The following is a 24,151-nucleotide window of genomic DNA, read 5'->3' on the forward strand; positions in this document are numbered from 1 at the left end:
CCGCTGGCCCTCACCCTAACCCTCTCCCGGAGGGAGAGGGCTAGGGCTAGGGTGAGGGGCTTTTGACTTTAAAGAACAACCGGACTTTTATGACCCGCCTCACCCTCACCCAGCTCGCCTGGAGCCCTCTGGGCCACGGCCATTGCCATCACCAGTTCCAGCTGCGTGATGCCAACCTGCATGTCGCGGCGGGTGAGTTTGTGGGGCTGATCGGGCCCAACGGCAGCGGCAAGACCAGCCTGTTGCGCTGCGCCTACCGTTTCAGCAAGCCGCAATCGGGCACTGTCCAGCTCGACCGCCACAATCTCTGGCAGCAATCACCCCGCTGGTGCGCGCAACGCATCGCCGTGGTGTTGCAAGAATTCCCCGACACTTTCGGCCTGACCGTCGATGAAGTGGTCGCCATGGGCCGTACCCCGCACAAAGGCCTGTTCGATGGCGACACCCAAGCTGATCGCCAACTGGCCACAAACGCCCTCGCATCCGTCGGCCTGCAGGGTTTTGAAGACCACGCTTTCGCCACCCTCTCGGGCGGCGAAAAACAACGGGTGATCCTGGCCCGTGCCCTGACCCAGCAACCCGAACTGCTGATCCTCGACGAGCCCACCAATCACCTCGACCCGCGCTATCAGCTGGAGTTGCTGCAACTGGTCAAGCGCCTGAACATCGGCACCCTGGCCAGCATCCACGACCTCAATCTGGCCGCTGCCTTTTGTGACCGGCTGTACGTCATTGACCACGGCAAGATCATCGCCAGCGGCACGCCCCGTGAAGTCTTGACTGTGGAGCTGTTGCGCGACGTGTTTGGCGTGGCGGCCCTGATCGACGACCATCCGCTGTCCGGCTACCCGCGCATAACCTGGATAACCCACGCATGAACCTGATTCGTTTCGCCCTCTGCCTGGGCGCAGTGCTCGCCTCGCCCCTGGCCTTTGCCGAGGCCACGCAGTACCCGCTGACTATCAAGAGTTGCAATCGCGACGTAACCTTCGACCAGGCCCCCAAACACGCGGTCAGCCATGACATCAACATGACCCAGATGATGCTCGCCCTCGGTCTCAAGCCACACATGGCCGGCTACAGCGGGATCAGCGGGTGGAAGGCCGTGACCCCGCAGATGAAAGTGATCCTCGATGGTCTGCCGGAACTGGCGAGCAAATACCCGTCAGTGGAAACCCTGCTCAATGCCAACGTCGATTTCTTCTTCGCCGGCTGGGACTACGGCATGCGCGTGGGCGGCGACCTCACGCCGCAAACCCTGACCCCGCTGGGCATCAATGTGTATGAGCTGACCGAGTCCTGCGCATTTGTGATGAAGCGCCCGCCCGCCAGCATGGAAGACACCTATAACGACCTGCGCAACCTGGGCAGGATCTTCGACGTGCAGGATCGCGCCAGTGCGTTGATCGCCCAGATGCAGGCAAAAATTGCAGACGTCCAAAACACCCTGCCCACCTCGAAGCCCCGGGTTTTCCTGTATGACAGCGGTGAAGACCGGGCCATGACTTCGGGCAAACTGGGTATCCCCCACGCATTGATCGAAGCCGCCGGTGGCAACGATATCCTCAGCGATATCGACGCCAGCTGGACCCGTATCAATTGGGAAACCGTGGTCGAGCGCAACCCCGAAGTCATCGTGATCGTTGATTACAGCGAGGTCACCGCCGAGCAGAAACAACGCTTCCTGGAAACCAACCCGGCGCTGCAATCGGTAGACGCGATCCGTAACAAGCGCTTTATCGTTATCCCTTATGTGCAGGCCACGCCGGGCATCGACAATGTGCTCGCCATCGAAACCCTGGCTAAAGGCTTTCACCCGCAATGATGGCCAGCCGCTACGCCCTGTTGCTGACTGGTCTTGGCGCATTGCTGCTGGTGTCGTGTGTGGTTTCGCTGGGTTTTGGCCCGGCGCGGGTGCCAGTGGACGTGGTGTGGCAGATTCTGCTGCACAAGCTGTTTGGCATCGGCGACGTTAACTGGAGCGCGGGCCAGGAACATATCGTGTGGCTGATCCGCGTGCCGCGCATGTTGCTGGGGGCGCTGGTGGGCGCAGGGCTGGCACTGATCGGCGCGGTGTTGCAGGCCGTGACCCGCAACCCCCTGGCCGACCCGCACCTGCTGGGTGTGACCAGCGGCGCCACGCTGGGGGCGGTGATTGTGGTGCTGCATGTGGGCGAAATCGTCGGGCTGCTGACCCTGCCCATTGCCGCATTTATCGGGGCGCTGTTGAGCATGGCTCTGGTACTGGCCATCGCCAGCCGACACGGCCGGCTCGACAGCGACCGTTTGCTGCTGTGCGGCGTGGCCGTATCCTTTGTGATGATGGCCGTGGCCAATACCCTGCTGTTTCTGGGCGACCACCGGGCCAGTTCCGCGGTGCTGTTCTGGATGCTCGGCGGGCTGGGACTGGCGCGCTGGGAGCTGCTGGCCATCCCCAGCGCCAGCGTGCTGCTGGGGCTGGTGTTGCTGCTGGGTATGGCACGCCCGCTGAATGCCCTGATGGCCGGCGAACAAACCGCCGTGACCCTGGGCTTGAATGCGCGCAATGTGCGCCTGCGGGTATTTTTGATCGCCTCGCTGATGACCGGCGTGCTGGTGGCCATCAGTGGCTCCATTGGTTTTGTCGGGCTGATGATTCCGCATATCGCCCGCCGCCTGGTGGGCGCGGAGCATCGACGTCTGCTGCCGGTATCCGCCTTGCTGGGCAGTGTGTTCCTGGTCTGGGTCGACGTGGCGGCACGCACCCTGATCGCCCCCGAAGACCTGCCCATAGGCGTGGCCACGGCGGCGATTGGCGGGCTGTTTTTTATCGGGTTGATGCGCAAACGCTAACACCGCCTGACAGGGCGGTAGTGAGTCAAACCCGCAAAGCACCAAGGTGAAGCATAACCCCGCACCACGCCTTCCCGGCGGCACCAAACGGGTGCGTCGTCGCGCCCACTCTTCGCGCAAAATACTGTTCCAGAGCCCTTTTCAGGTATAGGCACAGCCTTTGCTAAAGACCTCTCCAGTCATTGAATTCATCACTAAAAATCAGAGACCTGGAGATCGCACCATGAAGCGTCGTAGCTTGATCAAGGCTTTCACCCTGAGCGCCTCCATCGCAGCCATGGGCATGACCTGGACGGTGCAAGCCGCCGAGACCATCAAAGTAGGGATTTTGCATTCGTTGTCCGGAACCATGGCGATCTCCGAAACCTCGCTCAAAGACATGGCCCTGATGACCATTGACGAGATCAACGCCAAGGGCGGTGTCAACGGCAAGATGCTCGAACCCGTAGTGGTCGACCCGGCCTCCAACTGGCCACTGTTTGCCGAAAAGGGCCGTCAGTTGCTGACTCAGGACAAGGTTGCGGTGGTGTTCGGCTGCTGGACATCGGTGTCGCGCAAATCGGTACTGCCGGTGTTTGAAGAACTCAACGGCCTGCTGTTCTACCCGGTGCAATACGAAGGCGAAGAGATGTCGCCCAACGTCTTCTACACCGGCGCGGCGCCGAACCAGCAAGCGATTCCAGCGGTGGAATACCTGATGAGCGAAGACGGCGGCAGCGCCAAACGTTTTGTGCTGCTGGGCACCGACTACGTGTACCCGCGCACCACCAACAAGATCCTGCGCGCATTCCTGCATTCCAAAGGCGTGGCCGACAAGGACATCGAAGAGGTCTACACCCCGTTTGGCCACAGCGACTACCAGACCATCGTGGCCAATATCAAAAAGTTCTCGGCGGGCGGCAAGACAGCGGTGATCTCCACGGTCAACGGTGACTCCAACGTGCCCTTCTATAAAGAGCTGGCCAACCAGGGCCTGAAAGCGACCGACGTGCCGGTGATCGCGTTCTCGGTGGGTGAAGAGGAGCTGCGCGGCATCGACACCAAACCGCTGGTGGGTAACCTGGCGGCGTGGAACTACTTCCAGTCGGTAGAGAACCCGGTCAACGCCAAATTCGTGGCTGACTGGAAAGCCTACGCCAAAAAACACAACCTGCCGGGCGCCGACAAGGCCGTGACCAACGACCCGATGGAAGCCACCTACGTGGGCATTCACATGTGGGCCCAGGCGGCCGAAAAAGCCAAGTCCACCGATGTCGACAAGGTGCGCGAAGCCCTGGCGGGCCAGACCTTTGCCGCGCCTTCGGGCTACACCCTGACGATGGACAAGACCAACCATCACCTGCACAAGCCGGTAATGATCGGCGAGATCCAGCCGGACGGGCAGTTCAGCGTGGTATGGCAGACCGAAGGGCCGATCCGCGCCCAGCCGTGGAGCCCTTACATCCCGGGCAATGACAAGAAGCCGGATTACGCGGTGAAGAGTAACTGAGGCCAGCCTCATCGTTGTGCTTTTGTGGGAGCGGGCTTGCTCGCGATGCAGTCAACACGGTTTGACTGAAAGACCGCGTTGCCTGCATCGCGAGCAAGCCCGCTCCCACAGGTGTGTTGAATTGCTTCTATCTGTGCAAGGCCATAACTATGCCCACTGCCCTTTACCGCGTTATCGTCGCGCTACTGCTGTTGCTGCCCCTGGCCGCCCACGCCGACGACGCCAGCGACTTCGCCGCAGCCAATAACGCCCAGCAAGCCCAACTCCTGGAAAGCTGGGCCGCACAACCCGCGCCCGCCCGCATCGAACTGATCAATAGCCTGCAACAAGGCCAGATCAGCGTAGACGGCCAGGTTAAAACCCTGCGCCTGAACAACCGCTTGCGCAGCTTGATCGATACCGCACTGGCCAGCCATCAACTGCTGGCAGCCGACCCCAAGCTGCGCTTGAGCGCAGCGCAACAATTGCAGAAATCCGCCAAACCGGCGCAACTCAATTTCCTCGACCAACAACTGGCCGCTGAAAAGGACAGCGATGTGCACAGCGCATTAAGCCTGGCGCTGGCCAATCTGCAATTGGTCGACCCCAACCCTGCCGTGCGTCTGGCCGCCGTGCGCCTGCTGGGCGAAACTGGCGAACCGCTGGCCCGCACCCGCCTCGAAAACCTGCTGCAACCAGGGGTAGAAACCGATGCCAGCGTGCACACCGCCGCCGAAACCAGCCTGGTGCAAATCAAACGCAAGCTGCTGATCGGCGACCTGCTGGGGCAGGCGTTCAGCGGTTTGTCCCTCGGATCGATCCTGCTGCTGGCTGCACTCGGCCTGGCCATCACCTTTGGCCTGCTGGGGGTGATCAATATGGCCCACGGCGAAATGCTGATGCTCGGCGCCTATTCCACCTACTGCGTGCAGTTGCTGTTCCAGCGCTTTGCTCCCGGCGCCATCGAGTTCTACCCGCTGCTGGCCCTGCCCGTGGCGTTCTTCGTTACCGCAGCCGTGGGCATGCTGCTGGAGCGCACCATCATCCGTCACCTCTACGGCCGCCCGCTGGAGACATTGCTTGCCACCTGGGGCATCAGCCTGATCCTGATCCAGCTGGTACGCGTGCTGTTCGGCGCGCAAAACGTCGAAGTGGCCAACCCGGCCTGGCTGTCGGGCGGGCTGCAAGTGCTGCCCAATCTGGTGTTGCCGTATAACCGTCTGGTGATCATCGTCTTCGCCCTGGCCGTGGTGGTACTGACCTGGCTGCTGCTGAACAAGACCCGTTTGGGCCTCAACGTGCGCGCCGTTACCCAGAACCGCAACATGGCTGCCTGCTGCGGTGTACCCACCGGGCGCGTGGACATGCTCGCCTTCGGCCTGGGCTCGGGGATTGCCGGACTTGGCGGCGTGGCCTTGAGCCAGGTCGGCAACGTGGGCCCGGATCTGGGACAGGGCTACATCATCGACTCGTTTCTGGTGGTGGTGCTGGGCGGCGTCGGCCAATTGGCCGGTACTGTGTATGCGGCCTTTGGCCTGGGTATCGCCAACAAGATCCTCGAACCGCAGATCGGTGCCGTGCTGGGCAAAATCCTGATCCTGGGACTGATCATTCTGTTTATCCAGAAGCGTCCGCAGGGGCTCTTCGCGCTTAAAGGACGGGTGATCGACTGATGAGTCAGCCTCTGATGGTCACTGCTGCACAAAAGGCCGGACCTACGGTCACTACACTGGTGGGCGTTCTGGTCCTGCTGGTATTGCTGGCCCTGCCGCTGCTCTCGTTGTTGCCCGCCGACAGCCCGTTGCAGGTCTCGGCCTACACGCTGACGCTGGTGGGCAAGATTCTCTGCTACGCCATTGTCGCCCTGGCCCTGGATCTGGTCTGGGGCTACGCCGGGCTGCTGTCGCTCGGCCATGGCCTGTTCTTCGCCCTGGGCGGTTACGCAATGGGCATGTACCTGATGCGCCAGGCCTCGGGCGACGAGCTGCCGGCCTTTATGACCTTTTTGTCGTGGACCGAGCTGCCATGGTACTGGGTCGGTACCGAGCATTTCTGGTGGGCAATGTGTCTGGTGGTATTGGCCCCCGGCCTGCTGGCCCTGGTGTTCGGCTTTTTCGCCTTTCGCTCGCGGATCAAGGGCGTGTACTTCTCGATCATGACCCAGGCCCTGACCTTCGCCGGAATGCTGCTGTTTTTCCGCAACGAAACCGGCTTTGGCGGCAACAACGGCTTCACCAATTTTCGCAGTATTCTGGGCTTTGGCATCACCGAGCCGGGCACACGCGCGGCGCTGTTTTTGGCCACCGTGCTGCTGCTGGTGACCAGCCTGTTCCTTGGCTGGCGACTGGCGCGCAGCAAGTTCGGCCGGGTATTGACCGCACTGCGCGACGCGGAAAACCGCCTGATGTTCTGCGGCTACGACCCGCGCGGTTTCAAGCTGTTCGTCTGGGTACTGAGCGCCATGCTGTGCGGCCTGGCCGGGGCCTTGTATGTGCCCCAGGTGGGCATTATCAACCCGGGTGAAATGTCGCCGACCAACTCCATCGAAGCCGCCGTATGGGTCGCCCTCGGCGGGCGCGGCACCCTGATCGGCCCGCTGCTGGGGGCAGGCGTGGTCAATGGCATGAAAAGCTGGTTCACGGTGGCGTTCCCCGAGTACTGGCTGTTCTTCCTGGGCGCACTGTTTATCGTCGTGACCCTGTACCTGCCTAAAGGCGTGATCGGCCTGCTGAAGAAAAGGGGCGAACAATGAGAATCACACCGACCGCCGAATTCATGCTCGAACCGGTGCTGGACGCTGGCAGCAGTCGCGACGCCATCGGCCTGGGACAAGCCGCCGGGCCGGGCCTGAACACCCGCCACGGCACCCTCCTGACCCTGGAAGACATCAGCGTCAGCTTCGATGGCTTCAAGGCCCTGAACAACCTCAACCTGTATATCGGCGTCGGTGAACTGCGCTGCATCATCGGCCCCAATGGTGCGGGCAAGACCACCATGATGGATGTGATCACCGGCAAGACCCGGCCCAGCGAAGGCCAGGCCTGGTTTGGCGAAACCCTCGACCTGCGCCAGATGAGCGAAGTACAGATCGCCCAGGCCGGGATTGGCCGAAAGTTCCAGAAGCCCACGGTATTCGAGGCCCTGAGCGTGTTCGAGAACCTGGAACTGGCGCAGAAGACCGACAAGTCGGTGTGGGCCAGCCTGCGCGCGAAACTGACAGGAGAGCAAAAGGACCGTATCGGCGAAGTGCTGCATACCATCCGCCTGACCGGCTCGGCCCTGCGGCCTGCGGGGCTGTTGTCCCACGGGCAGAAACAGTTTCTGGAAATCGGCATGTTGTTGATGCAGGACCCGCAACTGCTGTTGCTCGACGAGCCGGTGGCGGGCATGACCGATGCCGAAACCGAATTCACCGCCGAGCTGTTCAAGAGCCTGGCGGGCAAACATTCGCTGATGGTGGTGGAGCATGACATGGGCTTTGTCGGCTCGATTGCCGACCACGTCACCGTGCTGCACCAGGGCAGCGTATTGGCCGAAGGCTCGCTGGAGCAGGTGCAGGCGGATGAACGGGTGATCGAAGTCTACCTGGGTCGCTGAAAACTGCCCGCTCCCACAGGGGGCATGGAGAGAACTGAACATGCTTAACGTCGAAAAACTGCACCAATACTACGGCGGCAGTCATATCCTTCGCGGCCTGTCCTTCGAGGTCAAAGTCGGTGAAGTCACCTGCCTGCTCGGCCGTAATGGCGTGGGCAAGACCACCCTGCTCAAATGCCTGATGGGCCTGTTGCCGGTCAAGGAAGGCAGCGTGCAGTGGGAGGGCCAGCCCATCACCACGCTCAAGCCTCATCAGCGGGTCCACGCCGGGATCGCCTATGTGCCCCAGGGCCGGGAGATTTTCGGGCGCCTGACGGTGGAAGAAAACCTGCTGATGGGCCTGTCGCGCTTTCCCGGCGCCGAGGCCAGGGAAGTGCCGGCGTTTATCTACGAACTGTTCCCGGTGCTGCTGCAAATGAAACACCGGCGCGGCGGCGATTTGTCCGGCGGCCAGCAGCAACAGCTGGCCATCGGTCGCGCACTGGCCAGCCGCCCGCGTCTGCTGATCCTCGACGAGCCCACCGAAGGCATCCAGCCCTCGGTGATCAAGGAGATCGGCGCAGTGATCAAAATGCTCGCCGCCCGCGGCGATATGGCGATTTTGCTGGTGGAGCAGTTTTATGACTTTGCCGAAGAACTGGCCGATCAGTATCTGGTGATGTCGCGAGGTGAAATCGTGCAACAGGGGCGTGGCGAAAATATGCAAACAGAGGGTGTGCGCGGGCTGGTGACGATTTAATCTGTCCCTCTTTCCTGGTGCTTTTCTTACAAAGAAGTCCTACATATGAACCTGCCGGCCAATACCGCATTGTTCACCCCCAGCTGGCTCGCCGAGCTGGAGCTGGGCTATGGCCGTTTTGGCGACAGCACCCGCCCTACCCTGCGGCGCCACCTCGGCCCGTTGCGGGTGCAAAAGCATTTGTACGCCGAAGGCCCCGAGGTGTGCCAGCACATCATCGTCCACCCGCCGGGGGGGATTGCCGGGGGTGACCAACTGAATATCAGCGCCAGCGTCGGCCCCGATGCCTGGGCGCAATTGACCAGCCCCGGCGCGGCCAAGTGGTATCGCGCGGCGGGCCCGGCTTACCAGACAGTCGAATTGAACGTGGCTGCCGGCGCGACCCTGGAATGGCTGCCGCAAGAAACCATCGTGTTCAGCGCAGCCCAGGCCGAACTCACCACCCGTATCGAACTTGCAGGCGATGCACGGCTGTTTTACTGGGACATGGTGGCGTTGGGGCGGCTGGCCAGCGGCGAGCGTTTTGAGCACGGGCATTTTCAGTCACGCCTGGATATCCGCCGCGACGGCCAGTTGCTCTGGCATGAACGCCAGCGCATTGCAGGCGGCGACGGGCTGCTGGATTCGCCCATCGGCCTGGATGGCAACCCGGTGTTTGCCACCTTGCTGGTAACGGGTGAAGTCAGTGCCGAGCTGCTGGAACGCTGCCGCGCGCTGGCCAACCCGGTGCGCGGTGATTTGACTCAATTACCGGGTCTACTGGTAGCGCGCTGCCTGGCCAGTGAAGCCTTGCAGGCGCGCAGCTGGCTGATCGATTTATGGCGCTTGCTGCGCCCGGCATTGCTGGGGCGCGAGGCGTTGGCGCCACGCATCTGGAGTACCTGAAGAGCCCCTCTCCCTCTGGGAGAGGGTGAGGGCCAAGGCCCGACTCATTTTTAACTGCCGAACACGGACCCGACCATGGACCTGACTCCACGCGAAAAAGACAAGATGCTGATCTTCACCGCCGGCCTGCTGGCCGAGCGTCGGTTGGCCCGCGGTGTGATTCTCAACTACCCGGAAACCATCGCCTATATCTCCGCAGCCCTGCTCGAAGGTGCCCGCGATGGCCGCACCGTCGCCGAGCTGATGCACTACGGCACCACCCTGCTGACCCGCGACCAGGTGATGGAAGGCATTCCGGAAATGATCCCCGATATCCAGGTCGAAGCCACCTTCCCGGATGGCACCAAGCTGGTCACCGTCCACCAACCTATCGCCTGAGGCCGAGCATGTCTTATGTCATTCGTGATGCAGTCGCGGCGGATCTGCCGGCGATTCGCGATATCTACAACGATGCGGTGCTCAACACTCTGGCCATATGGAACGAAAACACCGTAGACCTGGACAACCGCCAGCGGTGGTTCGACGCACGACAGGCCCAGGGTTACCCGATTCTGGTGATCATCGACGACACCAATATCGCCCTGGGCTATGCCTCGTTCGGCGACTGGCGGCCGTTCGAGGGCTTTCGCCATACCGTTGAGCACTCGGTGTATATCCACCCCGAGCAACGCGGCAAAAAACTCGGGCCACAGTTGCTGGCCGAGTTGATCAAGCGCGCCCGTGCCTGCGACAAGCATGTGATGGTCGCCGCCATCGAAGGCGCCAACGCGGCCTCGATCCATGTCCACAGGCAACTGGGCTTTGTCACCAGCGGGCGCATGCCGCAAGTGGGGATCAAGTTCGGCCGCTGGCTAGACCTGACTTTTATGCAACTGATGCTTAACCCCGGCGCCCTGCCGCCCAAGGAGCTCGCACAATGAACGCCGAACAGGTGGTACGCGTGACGGCGCAGAGCTTTGCTCAGTACCGCGATGACTTGATTGTGTTGCTGCTCGATGCGGTCGGGCACGGCGCATCGGTGGGTTTCATGAACGATCTGGATCAGCCTCAGGCCAGCCGTTACTTCAACGAAGTTCACGGGCAACTGGAACAAGGCAATCTGCTGCTGTGGGTACTGGTCGAAGACCAGCGCGTGCTGGCCAGCGTGCAACTGGTGCTGTGCCAGAAGGCCAACGGCCTGAACCGTGCCGAGGTGCAAAAACTGCTGGTGCTCAATGAAGTGCGTCGCCGCGGCCTGGGACAGGTACTGATCCACGCCCTGGAGCAAGGCGCCCGCGAGCAAAAGCGCGGCCTGTTGCACCTGGACACCGAAGCCGGCTCCCCCGCCGAGAACTTCTACAGTGCCCTGGGCTACACCCGCGTGGGCGAGTTGCCCAACTACTGCCAAAGCCCCGACGGCCACTACAGCCCCACGGCCATCTACTTCAAAACCCTGAGTGAGCCGCAATGATCCCGGGCGAATACCGCATTGAGTCGGGCGAGATCGAACTGAACGTCGGCCGCCGCACCCTGGTCCTGAGCGTAGCCAATCGTGGCGACCGCCCGATCCAGGTCGGCTCGCATTATCACTTTTTTGAAACCAACGACGCCCTGATGTTTGACCGTGGCGACAGTCGCGGCATGCGCCTGAACATTCCGGCTGGCACCGCCGTGCGCTTCGAGCCGGGGCAAACCCGTGAAGTGGAACTGGTGGAACTGGCCGGTCTGCGCCGGGTGTTCGGCTTCGCCGGGCGGGTGATGGGCAATCTGGATTGACCCTCAGGGTCCGAACCAATTTTTAGGAACTCATCATGAAAATCTCCCGTCAGGCTTACGCCGACATGTTCGGCCCCACCGTCGGCGACAAGATCCGCCTGGCCGACACCGAGTTGTGGATTGAGGTCGAGCACGACTTCACCACCTACGGCGAAGAAGTGAAGTTCGGCGGTGGCAAGGTGATTCGTGACGGCATGGGGCAGAGCCAACTGCTCGCCAGTGAAGTGGTCGACACGCTGATCACCAATGCGCTGATTATCGATCACTGGGGCATCGTCAAAGCCGATGTGGGCCTCAAGAACGGGCGCATCCACGCCATCGGCAAGGCCGGCAACCCGGATATCCAGCCCGATGTGACCATCGCCATCGGCGCCAGCACCGAAGTGATCGCCGGCGAAGGCATGATCCTCACCGCAGGCGGCATCGACACCCATATCCACTTTATCTGCCCGCAACAGATCGAAGAAGCGCTCAACAGCGGCGTGACCACCATGATCGGCGGCGGTACCGGCCCGGCCACCGGCACCAATGCCACCACCTGCACTTCGGGGCCGTGGCACATGGCGCGCATGCTTCAGGCCGCCGATTCGTTCCCTATGAACATGGGCTTTACCGGCAAGGGCAACGCCAGCCTGCCGCAACCGCTGATCGAACAGGTCGAAGCCGGAGCCATCGGCCTCAAGCTGCACGAAGACTGGGGCACCACCCCGGCGTCCATCGACAACTGCCTGACCGTTGCCGATCTCTATGACGTGCAAGTGGCGATCCACAGCGACACCCTGAACGAGTCGGGCTTTGTCGAAACCACCCTCGCCGCCTTCAAGGGCCGCACCATCCACACCTATCACACCGAAGGTGCCGGTGGCGGGCATGCGCCGGACATCATCAAGGCCTGCGGCCTGACCAACGTGCTGCCCAGCTCCACCAACCCGACGCGGCCTTTTACGCGCAACACCATCGACGAACACCTCGACATGCTGATGGTCTGCCATCACCTCGACCCGAGCATCGCCGAGGACGTGGCTTTCGCCGAAAGCCGGATCCGCCGCGAGACCATCGCCGCCGAAGACATCCTCCATGACCTGGGCGCGTTCTCGATGATCAGCTCCGACAGCCAGGCCATGGGCCGGGTGGGCGAAGTGATCACGCGCACCTGGCAAACTGCCGACAAGATGAAAAAACAGCGCGGGCCGCTGCCTGAAGATGCACCGGGCAACGATAACTTCCGCGCCAAGCGCTATATCGCCAAATACACCATCAACCCGGCGATCACCCATGGCGTAAGCCATGAAGTGGGCTCGATCGAAGTCGGCAAGTGGGCCGACCTGGTGCTGTGGCGCCCGGCGTTTTTCGGCGTCAAACCGACGTTGATCATCAAGGGCGGGGCCATTGCGGCAAGCCTGATGGGCGATGCCAACGCCTCGATCCCCACGCCGCAACCGGTTCACTATCGCCCGATGTTCGCCAGCTACGGCGGCTCGCGCCACGCCACCTGCCTGACCTTTATCAGCCAGGCCGCGTTTGACGCGGGCGTCCCCGCAGCGCTGGGTTTGCAAAAGCAAATCGCGGTGGTAAAGGGCTGCCGGGATGTGCAGAAAAAGGATCTGATCCACAACGGCTATCTGCCCGCGATCGAAGTCGACCCGCAGACCTATCAGGTCAAGGCCGACGGTGTATTGCTGTGGTGTGAACCGGCCGAGGTCCTGCCGATGGCACAGCGCTACTTCCTGTTCTGACACCCCGTATTTGCAGGGGGATTGGCGGTTGTACTGGAACGCTGCATTTGGCGTTAAGATGCGGCTCCATTTTTTACAACCGCTCTTGCAGCAAGGCGTGTGGCCATGGGCCTATCTGAATTCATCGTGCTCAATGTAGATCGCATCGTCGATGAATGGGAGCAGTTTGCCGAAACCATTACCCCGGCAGCCGAATCCATGAACAGCGTCGCGCTGCGCGACCATGCCAGGGAAATCCTGCTGGCTGCTTCGCGGGACATGAACACCGCGCAAACGGCCAGCGAGCAGCAGGCCAAGGCCGAGGGTGAAGGCCCCGAAACGAGCCCTGCGCTGGATGAAGCAGCTGCCAGCCACGGCGAACTGCGCCATACCGTGGGTTTTGATCTGGTGCAGATGACTTCGGAGTTCCGCCACCTGCGCGCCTGCGTCATCCGCCTGTGGGTCGCCAGCATCCAGGCCCCGGCCCACGAGCACCTGCTCGACATGATCCGCTTCAACGAAGCCATTGACCAGGCCCTGGCCGAGTCCACCGCGGCCTATGCCGAACAGGTCAATCGCTCACGCGACATCTTCCTTGCCATCCTGGGTCATGACCTGCGCGCACCGTTGCAGGCAGTGAGCATGTCCAGTGAAATGCTGGAGCGCAAAACCAGGCTTGACCCTGCGGCGCAGCCTTATCTGCTGGCCATCAGAAACGGCACGCGGCACATGGGCGCGATGGTCAATGACCTGCTGGAGTTTGTGCGCAGCCGTCTGGGCACCAGCCTGCCGATCGAGCCCGAGCCGATGGACCTGGCCCAGGCCTGCCAGGCGGCGCTGGATGAAGCCTGCGCCGGGCAACCGGATTGCGCGCCGGCACTGCAGGTCGAAGGTGATGTGCAAGGGCACTGGGATCCGCGCCGGTTGGGGCAACTGCTGCAAAACCTGATCGGCAATGCCCTGCAGCACGGTGCGCGCCGGGGCAAGGTGACATTGCACCTGAGCGGGGACAGCGAAGCGGTGACCTTGCGCGTGCACAACCTGGGCATGCCCATCGCCGAAGACGCCCTGGGCACCCTGTTCGACCCGCTGGTGCGCAGCCCGAGCGAAGACCTGACCCAGCCGGGTACATCCACCAGCCTGGGCCTGGGGTTGTTTATCATCAAGGAAGTGGTGGACGCCCACCAGGGCAGCATCGACGTGACCTCGACCGAAGCCGAGGGCACGACGTTTACGGTGGTGTTGCCCAAAAACGCCTGAGCCCTGGGCAAACACAATCTGTGGGAGCGGGCTTGCTCGCGATGCAGTCGCCGCGGTCTATCAGGAACACCGCGCCGGGGCCATCGCAGGCAAGCCAGCTCCCACAGAGCCTTTAGGCAGGCTTCATCTATTGCGTCACAAACCGCCCCAACTGCTGCTTCAGGCGCTGGTTTTCGGCCCGCAACTGCTGCACTTCTTCGAGCAGGTCCAGCGCCAGCGCCACGCCCTCCCATTCCATCTGCAGATCATCACGCAGCTTGGCCGCGCGTCTGGCGATGACCAGTTCGTAGTCTTCAAAACGCCACACGTCAGGCGTGCGGCCCTGAGGTTCGATAATTCCGTGTTCGACAATCTCTATCACGTAAGTGGCCGGGATATTGGCCTCTTCGCAGAACCTTTCCATGTCCAGCTGAACGATCAGGGTGCTGCTCATGATCAGTTACTCCATTGGGCTCTCGGATCAAATGCTGCTTTGTCGGCAAGTTCTTGCCACAGGGCCTTGGTGGCCTCGTCGCCATGGGTCGGCATGACCACTTTCAGTTGCGCATACAAATCACCACGCTGGCCTTGCTTGTCCACCAGGCCGTGCCCCTTGATGCGCATGCGCTGACCGCTCTGGCTGTCAGGGCGAATGGTCATCATCACCTTGCTGGTCAGGGTCGGTATCGCCACCTTGGTGCCCAGCGCAGCTTCCCACGGCGCCAGAGGAACCGTGATAACCAGGTCATGGCCTTCAACATCGAACTTCGGATGCGGTGCAAAACGGATGATCAGGTACAGATCACCGTTGGCCCCGCCACCCACGCCCGGGCCACCCTGGCCTTTAAGGCGGATGCGCTCACCGTCGGTCACACCGGCCGGGATCTTCACGTTCAGGGTCTTGCTGACCCCGCCTATCTGAAAGCTGATGGGCTTGGACTCACCCGACAGGGTTTCTTCAAGGAAAATCGGCAATTCCATTTCAACATCCTGCCCGCGACGGCCCGCACTGCGGCCTGATTGCCCACCAAAACCGCCACCACGCGAACCGAAGATCGAGCTGAAGAAGTCCGAAAAATCGCCATTGTCTTCGAAACCGCCGCTGGAACGGCCTTGCCAGCCCGGCGGCCCCTGGAACGGCTGGCCATGCTGGCCGTATTTGCGAATTTCGTCGTATTCAGCGCGTTTTTCGGCGCTTTTAAGCGCTTCATACGCCTCGTTGACATCCTTGAACTTGCTCTCGGCGTCCTTTTCCTTGCTCACATCCGGGTGATACTTGCGCGCCAGCTTGCGATAGGCGGTCTTGATCGCCTTATCGTCCGCCGTGGGCTCGACACCCAGGATCTTGTAATAGTCTTTGAAGTCCATGTAAGGATCACCATCCGTTATCAATATCGCGCAGCTCAGGTCACCAGAATGCTCCGGTTGCCCGGCCTGTCATTTGACCGGCCTCAAGAACAGCGCTGCCAATGTTTATCGGCAGCCTAAAGACTGCCACGCCAATGACTGGAAGTTTGGGGATCAAGGATAGTCTTTCAAGTGGATTAAAACCTGCGATTTAACGATTAGTCGTGCTTCGATTCTGCGGCGGTCTGACATACACTGCGCGGCCGTTTTTTGACCGGAACACGAAAGACATGAAAAGCGCCTCTCCAGCACGTGCCTGCGGTATCGACTTCGGCACGTCAAACTCCACCGTCGGCTGGCTGCGTCCAGGCGTGGAAACCCTCATTGCGCTGGAGGACGACAAGATCACCCTGCCCTCGGTGGTGTTCTTCAATATGGAAGAACGCCGCCCGGTGTACGGCCGTCTGGCGCTGCATGAGTACCTGGAAGGCTACGAAGGCCGCCTGATGCGCTCGCTCAAAAGCCTGCTGGGTTCCAAGCTGATCAAGCACGACACCAGCGTTCTGGGCACGGCGATGCCGTTCAAGGACTTGCTGGGGCTGTTTATCGCCCAGTTGAAAAAGCGCGCCGAAGCGACCGCCGGTCGTGAATTCGAAGAAGTGGTACTCGGTCGCCCGGTATTTTTCGTCGACGACGACCCCCTGGCCGACCAGGAAGCCGAAAACACCCTGACCGACGTGGCACGCGCCATCGGTTTCAAGGAAGTGTCCTTCCAGTACGAACCGATCGCCGCGGCATTTGACTACGAGTCCACCATCGAGCGCGAAGAGCTGGTGCTGATTGTCGATATCGGCGGTGGTACGTCCGACTTCTCCCTGGTGCGCCTGTCGCCCGAGCGCCGTGGCCTGGACAACCGCCAGGACGATATTCTGGCCACCGGCGGCGTACACGTGGGCGGTACCGATTTCGACAAACAGCTGAGCCTGCAAGGCGTGATGCCATTGTTCGGCTACGGCAGCCGCATGAAAAGCGGCGCCTACATGCCTACCAGCCATCATATGAACCTGGCGACCTGGCACACCATCAACTCCGTGTACTCGCAAAAATCCCAGCTGTCGCTGGGCAGCATGCGTTACGACATTGAGGATACCGGCGGTATCGACCGTCTGTTCAAACTGATCGAGCAGCGTGCCGGACACTGGCTGGCGATGGAAATCGAGCAGACCAAGATCGAACTGACCCACAACGACAGCCGCCATGTGCCGCTGGACCGGGTTGAAGCGGGGTTGAGCGTAAACCTGAGCCGGGCGATGTTTGAAGAGTCCATCGACAACCAGCTGGAACGCATCCGCAACAGCGTGACGCAATTGCTGGGCAATGCCGGCGTGGGTGTCGAGCAGGTGGATACGGTGTTCTTCACCGGTGGTTCAAGCGGGATTCCGGCCTTGCGCCAGAGCGTCGCGGCCATGTTGCCGAATGCGCAGCATGTTGAAGGCAACATCTTCGGCAGCATCGGCAGCGGTCTGGCGATTGAGGCCAAAAAGCGTTACGGCTAAAACCCTCGCCCCAACCCTCTCCGTCCGGGAGAGGGTTGGGGCAAGCCGTTACACCAACCCCACCTGCTTCAGCTCACTCTTCAAATATGCATAGTAGATCGGCCCCGCCACCACGCCCGGCAGGCCGAAGGCTGCTTCAAAGACCAGCATCGCCAGCAGCAATTCCCACGACTTGGCACTGATTTGCCCGCCGACGATCTTGGCGTTGAGGAAGTATTCCAGCTTGTGGATAACAATCAGATAACCCAGCGCCCCGATCGCCACCCAGATCGATAGCGACAAACCGACGATAGTGATCAGGGTGTTGGAAATCAGGTTGCCAATCACCGGCAGCAAACCCAGCAGGAAGGTCAGCACGATCAGGGTTTTGGTCAGCGGCAGATGCACGCCCAGCAGCGGCAGGACTACAGCCAGAAAGATCCCGGTAAATACCGTGTTGAGCAGCGCGATCTTGATTTGCGCAAAAACGATATTGCGGAAGGCTTGTACCAGCAGGTGCAGACGCTCGAACAGCGCAGCCGACAGCGGCTTGCGGCGGCTGATATCAGGAATGGTCTGCAAGGCCATGATGGCCCCCAGCACCATGCCGATCAGCAGGGTCACGAACATATGCGCGGCGTCTTTGCCCACCAGTTGCAGATCGCTGAGGTGCTTGTTCATCCATTGCCCGATGGCAATCCGGAACTCGGCAGCACTGGCTGGCAGGTAGCTGTCCAGGAACGGCGGCAACTGGCCGCGGGCCCGATCGACTACGGCCATGAATTTATTCAGTGAAGCGCCGGGGTTTTCCGCCTCATGCAACAGAAAACTGATGGCACCGGCAAAGATCAGCGCCAGTACGCTGACAATCACCGTACCCAGCAAAGCCACCGCCAGCCAGCGCGCACGGCGCCCGGCAATCAGACGCTGCAATTGCGGGGTGAGCATATTGACCAGTTCGAACACCAACAAGCCCGCCAGCAGGCTGGGCAACAAACGCAACGGGAAAACCAATAGCAGGCCGCCAGCAATAATGATGTAGCTGGCCAAGACGATGTGACGCTGAGAAAACGATGGCATACAGCCTCAAAACTGACAGCGTGAAAGGACAAGCAGTCTGCCAGCCTTCAGCTGCGAGCACTAGAATTTGTGACTGGCGGGAGGGCATACACCCTGTGGGAGCGGGCTTGCTCGCGAATCAGGCGCTGCGGTATGTCAGTTAAACCGCAGTGAGGCCATCGCGAGCAAGCCCGCTCCCACAGTGCCGATCATTTTTTCTTCAGGCAATCACTCATAAAGGCTTTGCGCGCATCGCCCTTGAGGGCTTGGGTGCCTGCGGTGGCATTGCAGGTTTTCATCTTGTCCTGCTGCGTCGCCGGCTTGGCTTTGAGGCAGGTACTCATAAAGGCTTTGCGCTCATCGCCCTTGAGGGCCTTGGCACTGGCGTCAGCGTTACAGGTGGTCATTTTGTTCTGTTGGGCCGTGGCCGCAAAGCCCTGGGAACACAGGAGCAGACCTATCATCAGCAAAGGAACACGCAGCATCTTCATGGAGTTTTCTCCTTGTTGGCGCGCCAACGGGCAGCGCGATTCCTGAAGTGTAGACAAACTCTGTTACAGCACTCGCGCCTGACGTCGATACTGCTCCGGGGTACATCCGGCCTGGCGCTGGAACATTGCGATAAACGCCGACGAGGTGCTGTAACCCAGGTCGAAGCCCACGTCCTGCACGCTGCGCGCAGACTCCAGCGCCTCAATCGCGGCCAGAAACCGCAGACGCTGACGCCACTCGCCAAAGCTCATGCCCAGTTCCCGCACAAACACCCGCGCCAATGTACGTTCGCTGACATGCACCTGCTGCGCCCACTGGCCCAACGGGCGGTTGTCGCCTGGGCTCTGTTGCAGCGCTTCCAACACCAGCAACAGGCCCGGATGGCTGGCATAAGGCAAGAAGCACTGATGCACCGGTGCCTGGCGCAATTGATCGACCAGCACCCGGGCCAGTCTTACATCGGCTTCGCTTTGCGGGATATTGATATCGCGGCGGGCAAAGTCGCTGAGGATGGCCTTGAGAATATCGCTGATAGCCAGGGTGACCGGGGTGGTCGGCAAGTGCTGGCAATGCACGGCATCCAGATACACAGAGCGATAAACAATCGCCTGGGCGTTGTAGGCACTGTGCTCGGTGTTGGGCGGCACCCAGACCGCGTATTGCGGCGGCGACATAAAGCGCCGGCCATCGACTTCAAAGCGCATCACACCGTGGGCCACATAATCCAGTGAGCCCCAGGCATGGGTATGGGGCACGGCATGGCTGTGGGCCTCAATCTCGGCATAGCGAAAGTAAACCGGCGCTGGCAGACCGTCGAACTCGGGGACGTTGATCAGATTCTTGTGCATGCTGTCTGGATACGGGGTGAGGTTGGCTGGATCGCAGTATAGGCTCGCAGACAGACAAGCGGATAATCACCGCTCATTAACCCTGTGGTTGTCACCGATGCAATACGCTTACCCGCTACTGGCCATTTTGATCTGGGCCGGCAATACCGTTATCAACAAGCTTGCGGTGGGAGCGATCTTCCCGTCCGAGATCGGCTTTTATCGCTGGCTGCTGGCTGGCCTGCTGTTTACCCCCTTTATGCTCAAGCCGGTGATGAGCAACTGGCCGATCATCCGCCCCAACCTGGGCAAGATTTTCATCCTCGGCGTGCTCGGCATGGCGGTGTACCAGAGCCTGGCCTACTACGCGGCGGCCCGTACGTCGGCGACCAATATGGGCATTATCCTGTCATTGATGCCGCTGATGGTGCTGAGCATGTCGATTATCAGCCTGGGGCAGCGCCTGACTGCCGGGGCCTTGGTGGGCGCGGTCGTATCGTTTGTCGGGGTACTGGTGGTGGTGTCGAGCGGCAGCCTGGCGGCCTTGCTTGATCATGGCCTCAACCTGGGTGACGCGATGATGCTGGTCGCCACCCTGGCCTATGCGGTTTACAGCACCCTGCTGAAAAAATGGCAACTGCGCCTGCCGCCGCTGCAGATGCTGTATATGCAGGTGCTGGTGGCGATTGTGGTGTTGTTTCCGCTGTATCTGGCCTCACCTAAGGTCGGCCCGACTGTGCATAACATGGGGCTGGTGCTTTATGCCTGTGTGCTGGCGTCGATGATCGCACCGCTGGCCTGGATGAAAGCCGTGGCCAACCTTGGCCCGAGCCGTACCACGCTGTTCTTCAACCTGCTGCCGTTGATTACCGCGCTGATCGCAGCGGTGGTGCTCAAAGAGCAACTACATGCCTATCACCTGATTGGCGGGGCGCTGACTCTGGGAGGGGTAATTCTGTCGGAGCGCTGGACTACGCCGTTGCGGGCGGCGTGATTTAGCCCTCACCCCAGCCCTCTCCCTGCCCGCTTTCGATGTCCGGCTCAAGCCTTCGCAGAGAGAGGGAGTCAACTGGTGGCGTTGCCCGGATCCACTTTTGCCTTTAGTCCCCTCTCCCTCCGGGAGAGGGTGAGGGACTTTTGATCTACTTCACCGTCTTCGGCACCTTGCCCTGCTGCATTTGTTGCAGCAGCGGCGCGCACTGGTTGGGTTCGCCACCGCTTGGGGCGACCAACGCCAGTAATCCCGCCGCCGGCCCCGCAATCACACCCAATGCCACCATGCCCGCACCACGTAACAGCAGCGGCACGGCTTGCACACCCGCTGACGGGTTGGCAAAGGTACCGCGTACATACAGCGGTGAACGCAACGAAAACAGACGCAAGCCCTTGGACTCTGGAGTGATCTTCAAGTCCAGCTGCTCGGTAGCAAGGTTGATCGTGCCATCGATATAGATAATCGCGTTCTCGGTATCGAACACAAACAATCGGGTACTGGCCAGCCCGTTCTTGATCCCCAGGTCCGCTGCCGCGCAGTTGATCTTCACGTCCTCGTCGCCAAAAATCTTGCCCACTACATAGTTGCCTACGTTCAGGCCGGCAATTTCCATAAGGCTGCGACTGATAGCACCGTCATTGATGATCATCTTCAGATCACCGTTGGCGGTGCCCAACAACTTGGCCACCGAATTGCCGGTACCGGTAATCGTGGCATCACCATTGAGTTCGCCGAAGCTGGTTTTCATCGGTTCAAAGGTGGGAAACAGTTGCTTGAGTTTAAAGTTGCGCGCGGTCAGCCTGGCGCTGCCTTTCAGGGGCGCAGCACGGCCGTTGAGACGAATCTGCGCATCCAGCTTGCCACCTGCCACGCCAAAACGCAGCGGCTCAAGACTCAGTTCGCCATCATTGAGCACCACATGGGTGTAGAGGTCGGTAAACGGCAGCTCGGCGCTTTGCACGATACGTTTGCCGGTGAGTTCTACGTCTGCGTCCATATCGCGCCAGCGCTCGGTGCGAAACTCTTCCACCGGCAGCACCTTGCCCGCAGGCTGCTTGCTCTCGCTGCCCCGGGCTTTTTGCTGGGTGTTGGAGTCGGCACCGATCAACGGCCCCAGGTCAGCCATCAGCAACTGGTTGGACACCAGCTTGCCGGACAGCTTGGGCCGTGGCTGGCTGGCCACATATTTCAGATCGCCATGGATATCACTGCTGCCGATTTTGCCGTTGAAATTTTCATAGCTGAAGGTCGCGCCATTGGCATCACGCAATTTGGCGGTCAAATGGCCGTCGGTGGAGTACGGCGGCGAATCCGGCAAGGTCACGCCGGTCAACGGATAGAGGTTACTCAGGCTGGTACCGGCCAATTTCAGGCGCAGGTCCAAGGCACCCAGATTGAGCGGGTCGGTCAAGGTCCCGGCCAGCTCGACATGGCTGTCGGCAATGCTGACCCGGGCTTGCAACGGGAAAGGCTGAGTCGCGTCCTGCAATGCCAGCAGACCGCCAATTTTACCGCTGCCGTTGAGCTGCTGACCGTGGTACTGGCCTTTGACCTTGAGGGCGAACGCATAGTCCTGCGGTTTGCCGCCCTTCTCCAGGGCCTTTTTCGCGTCTTTTTCGCCGACGATCTCGCTAAACGGGATGGGTTTGCCCAGCGAGTCGATCAGCACGTCCAGTCGGGTTTTCAGGGTCTGATCATTGAGGGTCACATGCCCCTTGTCGAAGCCGATAGCACCGATGTCCAGCGTCCAGGCTGAAGGCTCGGCATCCGGGTCCTTGGGGTCGAAGGTAAAGGTCCAGTTCGCCCGGCCATCAGCCAGGCGCTCAAGACTGGCGCTGGGCTCTGTCAGATTGATGCGCGGGATATCCACGGTTTGGGTCAACAGCGCCAGCGGCGACAGGCGCAGCTCGACTCTTTTCAGGCTGGCCATTTGCGCAGTTTTCGCCCACTCGGGGTTGCCCAGGGTCAGGTCCTGAGCAATCACATGGGGCCACGGCACCCAGGCCCGCCAGCCGCCCTGATCCTCTTCGCGCTGCCAGCGCACAGCCAGGTCACCGTTAATAGCAAACGGGCGGTGGAGGATTTCAGACACTTTGCTGTTGATGGTCGGCTTGATGCGGTTCCAGTCGAAGGTAGCGAGGATCACCACCAGCACGGCCACCAGCAGAACGAAAATACCGCCTGCCCAGGCAAGGGTCTTACGGGTGCGCGTCATGTCACGGCTCCTTGAATTCCACAGAACGTCCCAGTTACGACGCCATAAATGTACGACTGGCAAAGACGCCGGAAGGTTTAACCCCGGTACGGCTTTCGTATAAAAAATTTCAAAAGCCCCGGGCTAGAGCCTCCCAGCCTGAACAATCAATTTTGTCGATTATCACCATTGGCCGTATGAACTTTGATATCCGGCAGCCAAGCGTAGCATTGCCATCACACCTACTTAGTTGCATTGCTACGGAGCACACACCATGAAACGCCCAGTCCTGTTTGGTCTTTCCCTTTCACTGATGGCCTTCAACGCCTTCGCCATGCCTGCCGATGAAGAGCCGACCCCAATGGCCCAACCAGCATCGAGCTCCTTGAGCCAGCCGCTCAACCCGGTTGCCGAAGACGGCGCACAACGTACCCTGGACCAACAAAACAGCTATGCCGAAGATGGCTACGATCGCACTCCGGGCAGCCAGTTTGTCGCCGAAGGTGGCGCCGATCGTCTGGCAGAACGCAACAAGCATGCGAGCTAAGCCTTTCGCAGGTGTGGGAGCGGGCTTGCTCGCCAATGCATCCCTGCCGCTGATCCGCTAGCCCGCGTAACCTGCATCGCGAGCAAGCCCGCCCCCACACTTTGTGCAGTACACCGTTCGACGTCATCAAAGCCGATTTGCTAGAGTGCGCCGCTGTACTTGTCTGGAATACCAGCCCCGATGCTGCCTCGTGCCGAACAGAAGCAACAAACCCGCCTTGCGCTGATGGATGCTGCCCGCCACTTGATGGAGTCGGGTCGCGGCTTTGGCAGCCTGAGCCTGCGCGAAGTCGCAAAGACCGCTGGCATCGTGCCGACCGGTTTTTATCGCCACTTCAGCGACATGGACCAACTGGGCCTGGCCCTGGTCAGTGAAGTCGGCCAGACCTTTCGTGAAACCATTCGTCTGGTGCGTCACAACGAACTGTTTATGGGCGGTGTGATCAACGCCTCGGTACGAATTTTTCTCGACGTGGTAGAAGCCAACCGCTCGCAGTTTCTGTTTCTGGCCCGCGAGCAATACGGCGGCTCGCAACCGGTTCGCCAGGCCATTGGCGCCCTGCGCGAAGACATCACTTCGGATCTGGCGGCCGACCTTGGCTCCAAGCCCAAGTTAGCGCACCTGAATCATGCCGGCCTTACCGTGATCGCCGATCTGGTGGTCAAAAGCGTATTTGCCGCCTTGCCCGACGTGATCGACCCGCCTGCAGATTCACTGCCCGATCACCTGCAGCCCCAGGCCAAGATCAGTCAGCAACTGCGCTTTATTTTTATCGGGCTCAAGCACTGGAAAGGCCTGGGCAGTACCGAATAATCGCAAGCGCACCCCATTGGTGCGCCGATGCGCAGATTGCGCACTTATATAGAACATCTTCATCTTTCTGCACCCTTTTTGGGCCTGCATTTGCAGCCTCCGACCGGGTTGGC

25 protein-coding genes are annotated in these 24,151 nt (G+C 60.7%); 19 read left to right on the forward strand and 6 right to left on the reverse strand.

The window, feature by feature from the left end:
• Positions 1-89: 89 nt before the first annotated feature.
• From V6L81_RS00585 to V6L81_RS00655, 15 genes are all read left to right on the forward strand, one after another.
• Positions 90-878, forward strand: coding sequence for an ABC transporter ATP-binding protein (locus tag V6L81_RS00585; RefSeq protein WP_095001010.1), 789 nt, complete (start codon positions 90-92; stop codon positions 876-878).
• The gene (locus tag V6L81_RS00590; protein WP_095001009.1) at positions 875-1,825 is read left to right on the forward strand and encodes an ABC transporter substrate-binding protein; all 951 of its coding nucleotides are present in this window, start codon (positions 875-877) and stop codon (positions 1,823-1,825) included. The genes V6L81_RS00585 and V6L81_RS00590 overlap by 4 nt, the downstream gene beginning before the upstream one ends.
• Positions 1,822-2,832 (forward strand): iron ABC transporter permease, encoded by a 1,011-nt coding sequence (locus tag V6L81_RS00595; RefSeq protein ID WP_095001008.1) that lies wholly within the window; start codon positions 1,822-1,824, stop codon positions 2,830-2,832. Before V6L81_RS00590 ends, V6L81_RS00595 begins: the two co-directional genes overlap by 4 nt.
• A gap of 223 nt (positions 2,833-3,055) precedes the next feature.
• Positions 3,056-4,321 carry an urea ABC transporter substrate-binding protein gene (urtA, locus tag V6L81_RS00600; RefSeq protein WP_095017659.1) on the forward strand — a complete coding sequence of 422 codons (1,266 nt, stop codon included), beginning with the start codon at positions 3,056-3,058 and terminating at the stop codon, positions 4,319-4,321.
• 149 nt (positions 4,322-4,470) lie between these two features.
• Entirely contained in the window at positions 4,471-5,973 is a 1,503-nt protein-coding gene (gene urtB, locus V6L81_RS00605) for an urea ABC transporter permease subunit UrtB (RefSeq protein WP_338660408.1), read from the forward strand.
• Complete coding sequence (urtC, locus tag V6L81_RS00610; RefSeq protein WP_338660409.1) at positions 5,973-7,052, forward strand: urea ABC transporter permease subunit UrtC; 1,080 nt, start codon at positions 5,973-5,975, stop codon at positions 7,050-7,052. Before urtB ends, urtC begins: the two co-directional genes overlap by 1 nt.
• Positions 7,049-7,897: an urea ABC transporter ATP-binding protein UrtD gene (gene urtD, locus V6L81_RS00615; protein WP_095001004.1), complete on the forward strand. Its 849-nt coding sequence runs from the start codon at positions 7,049-7,051 to the stop codon at positions 7,895-7,897. Before urtC ends, urtD begins: the two co-directional genes overlap by 4 nt.
• Before the next feature lie 40 nt (positions 7,898-7,937).
• The gene (gene urtE, locus V6L81_RS00620) at positions 7,938-8,636 is read left to right on the forward strand and encodes an urea ABC transporter ATP-binding subunit UrtE (protein WP_095024332.1); all 699 of its coding nucleotides are present in this window, start codon (positions 7,938-7,940) and stop codon (positions 8,634-8,636) included.
• 45 nt (positions 8,637-8,681) lie between these two features.
• Entirely contained in the window at positions 8,682-9,521 is an 840-nt protein-coding gene (locus tag V6L81_RS00625) for an urease accessory protein UreD (RefSeq protein WP_095017662.1), read from the forward strand.
• 75 nt (positions 9,522-9,596) lie between these two features.
• Positions 9,597-9,899: an urease subunit gamma gene (ureA, locus tag V6L81_RS00630; protein ID WP_016783355.1), complete on the forward strand. Its 303-nt coding sequence runs from the start codon at positions 9,597-9,599 to the stop codon at positions 9,897-9,899.
• An 8-nt stretch (positions 9,900-9,907) separates the two neighbouring features.
• A complete protein-coding gene (locus V6L81_RS00635; protein WP_338660410.1) occupies positions 9,908-10,441 on the forward strand; it encodes an N-acetyltransferase family protein in 534 nt (177 codons plus the stop codon).
• Complete coding sequence (locus V6L81_RS00640) at positions 10,438-10,971, forward strand: GNAT family N-acetyltransferase (protein WP_095017663.1); 534 nt, start codon at positions 10,438-10,440, stop codon at positions 10,969-10,971. The genes V6L81_RS00635 and V6L81_RS00640 overlap by 4 nt, the downstream gene beginning before the upstream one ends.
• Positions 10,968-11,276 carry an urease subunit beta gene (locus V6L81_RS00645; protein WP_095000999.1) on the forward strand — a complete coding sequence of 103 codons (309 nt, stop codon included), beginning with the start codon at positions 10,968-10,970 and terminating at the stop codon, positions 11,274-11,276. The genes V6L81_RS00640 and V6L81_RS00645 overlap by 4 nt, the downstream gene beginning before the upstream one ends.
• Before the next feature lie 35 nt (positions 11,277-11,311).
• Entirely contained in the window at positions 11,312-13,012 is a 1,701-nt protein-coding gene (gene ureC / locus V6L81_RS00650; RefSeq protein WP_095017664.1) for an urease subunit alpha, read from the forward strand.
• Between the two features lie 105 nt (positions 13,013-13,117).
• Positions 13,118-14,251 (forward strand): sensor histidine kinase KdpD, encoded by a 1,134-nt coding sequence (locus V6L81_RS00655; protein WP_095000997.1) that lies wholly within the window; start codon positions 13,118-13,120, stop codon positions 14,249-14,251.
• 127 nt (positions 14,252-14,378) lie between these two features.
• On the opposite strand, the gene V6L81_RS00660 is transcribed toward V6L81_RS00655, so the two are convergent.
• Positions 14,379-14,684: a chaperone modulator CbpM gene (locus V6L81_RS00660; RefSeq protein ID WP_095000996.1), complete on the reverse strand. Its 306-nt coding sequence runs from the start codon at positions 14,682-14,684 to the stop codon at positions 14,379-14,381.
• 2 nt (positions 14,685-14,686) lie between these two features.
• Positions 14,687-15,598, reverse strand: a complete 912-nt coding sequence (gene cbpA, locus V6L81_RS00665; RefSeq protein WP_095000995.1) for a curved DNA-binding protein — start codon at positions 15,596-15,598, stop codon at positions 14,687-14,689.
• Between the two features lie 269 nt (positions 15,599-15,867).
• Here cbpA and V6L81_RS00670 point away from each other — a divergent pair, with 269 nt between their 5' ends.
• Positions 15,868-17,133, forward strand: coding sequence for an Hsp70 family protein (locus V6L81_RS00670; protein ID WP_095000994.1), 1,266 nt, complete (start codon positions 15,868-15,870; stop codon positions 17,131-17,133).
• A 48-nt stretch (positions 17,134-17,181) separates the two neighbouring features.
• On the opposite strand, the gene V6L81_RS00675 is transcribed toward V6L81_RS00670, so the two are convergent.
• The 3 genes from V6L81_RS00675 to V6L81_RS00685 form a co-directional block, all read right to left on the reverse strand.
• Positions 17,182-18,192 (reverse strand): AI-2E family transporter, encoded by a 1,011-nt coding sequence (locus V6L81_RS00675; RefSeq protein ID WP_095000993.1) that lies wholly within the window; start codon positions 18,190-18,192, stop codon positions 17,182-17,184.
• Between the two features lie 188 nt (positions 18,193-18,380).
• Positions 18,381-18,662, reverse strand: a complete 282-nt coding sequence (locus tag V6L81_RS00680) for a PsiF family protein (protein ID WP_095000992.1) — start codon at positions 18,660-18,662, stop codon at positions 18,381-18,383.
• Between the two features lie 63 nt (positions 18,663-18,725).
• Complete coding sequence (locus V6L81_RS00685; protein WP_095000991.1) at positions 18,726-19,511, reverse strand: helix-turn-helix transcriptional regulator; 786 nt, start codon at positions 19,509-19,511, stop codon at positions 18,726-18,728.
• Between the two features lie 97 nt (positions 19,512-19,608).
• Between V6L81_RS00685 and V6L81_RS00690 the strand changes: the two genes are divergently transcribed.
• Positions 19,609-20,484, forward strand: coding sequence for a DMT family transporter (locus V6L81_RS00690; protein ID WP_095000990.1), 876 nt, complete (start codon positions 19,609-19,611; stop codon positions 20,482-20,484).
• Between the two features lie 148 nt (positions 20,485-20,632).
• Here the strand turns inward: V6L81_RS00690 and V6L81_RS00695 are convergent, their stop codons facing one another.
• The gene (locus V6L81_RS00695) at positions 20,633-22,699 is read right to left on the reverse strand and encodes an AsmA family protein (RefSeq protein ID WP_095020792.1); all 2,067 of its coding nucleotides are present in this window, start codon (positions 22,697-22,699) and stop codon (positions 20,633-20,635) included.
• A gap of 253 nt (positions 22,700-22,952) precedes the next feature.
• Between V6L81_RS00695 and V6L81_RS00700 the strand changes: the two genes are divergently transcribed.
• Entirely contained in the window at positions 22,953-23,225 is a 273-nt protein-coding gene (locus V6L81_RS00700) for a hypothetical protein (RefSeq protein ID WP_095000988.1), read from the forward strand.
• A 180-nt stretch (positions 23,226-23,405) separates the two neighbouring features.
• Entirely contained in the window at positions 23,406-24,038 is a 633-nt protein-coding gene (locus tag V6L81_RS00705; RefSeq protein ID WP_095000987.1) for a TetR family transcriptional regulator, read from the forward strand.
• The last annotated feature ends 113 nt before the right edge of the window (positions 24,039-24,151 follow it).

Origin of the sequence: Pseudomonas bubulae, assembly GCF_037023725.1 — a bacterium.
Taxonomy (GTDB): Bacteria; Pseudomonadota; Gammaproteobacteria; order Pseudomonadales; family Pseudomonadaceae; genus Aquipseudomonas; species Aquipseudomonas bubulae.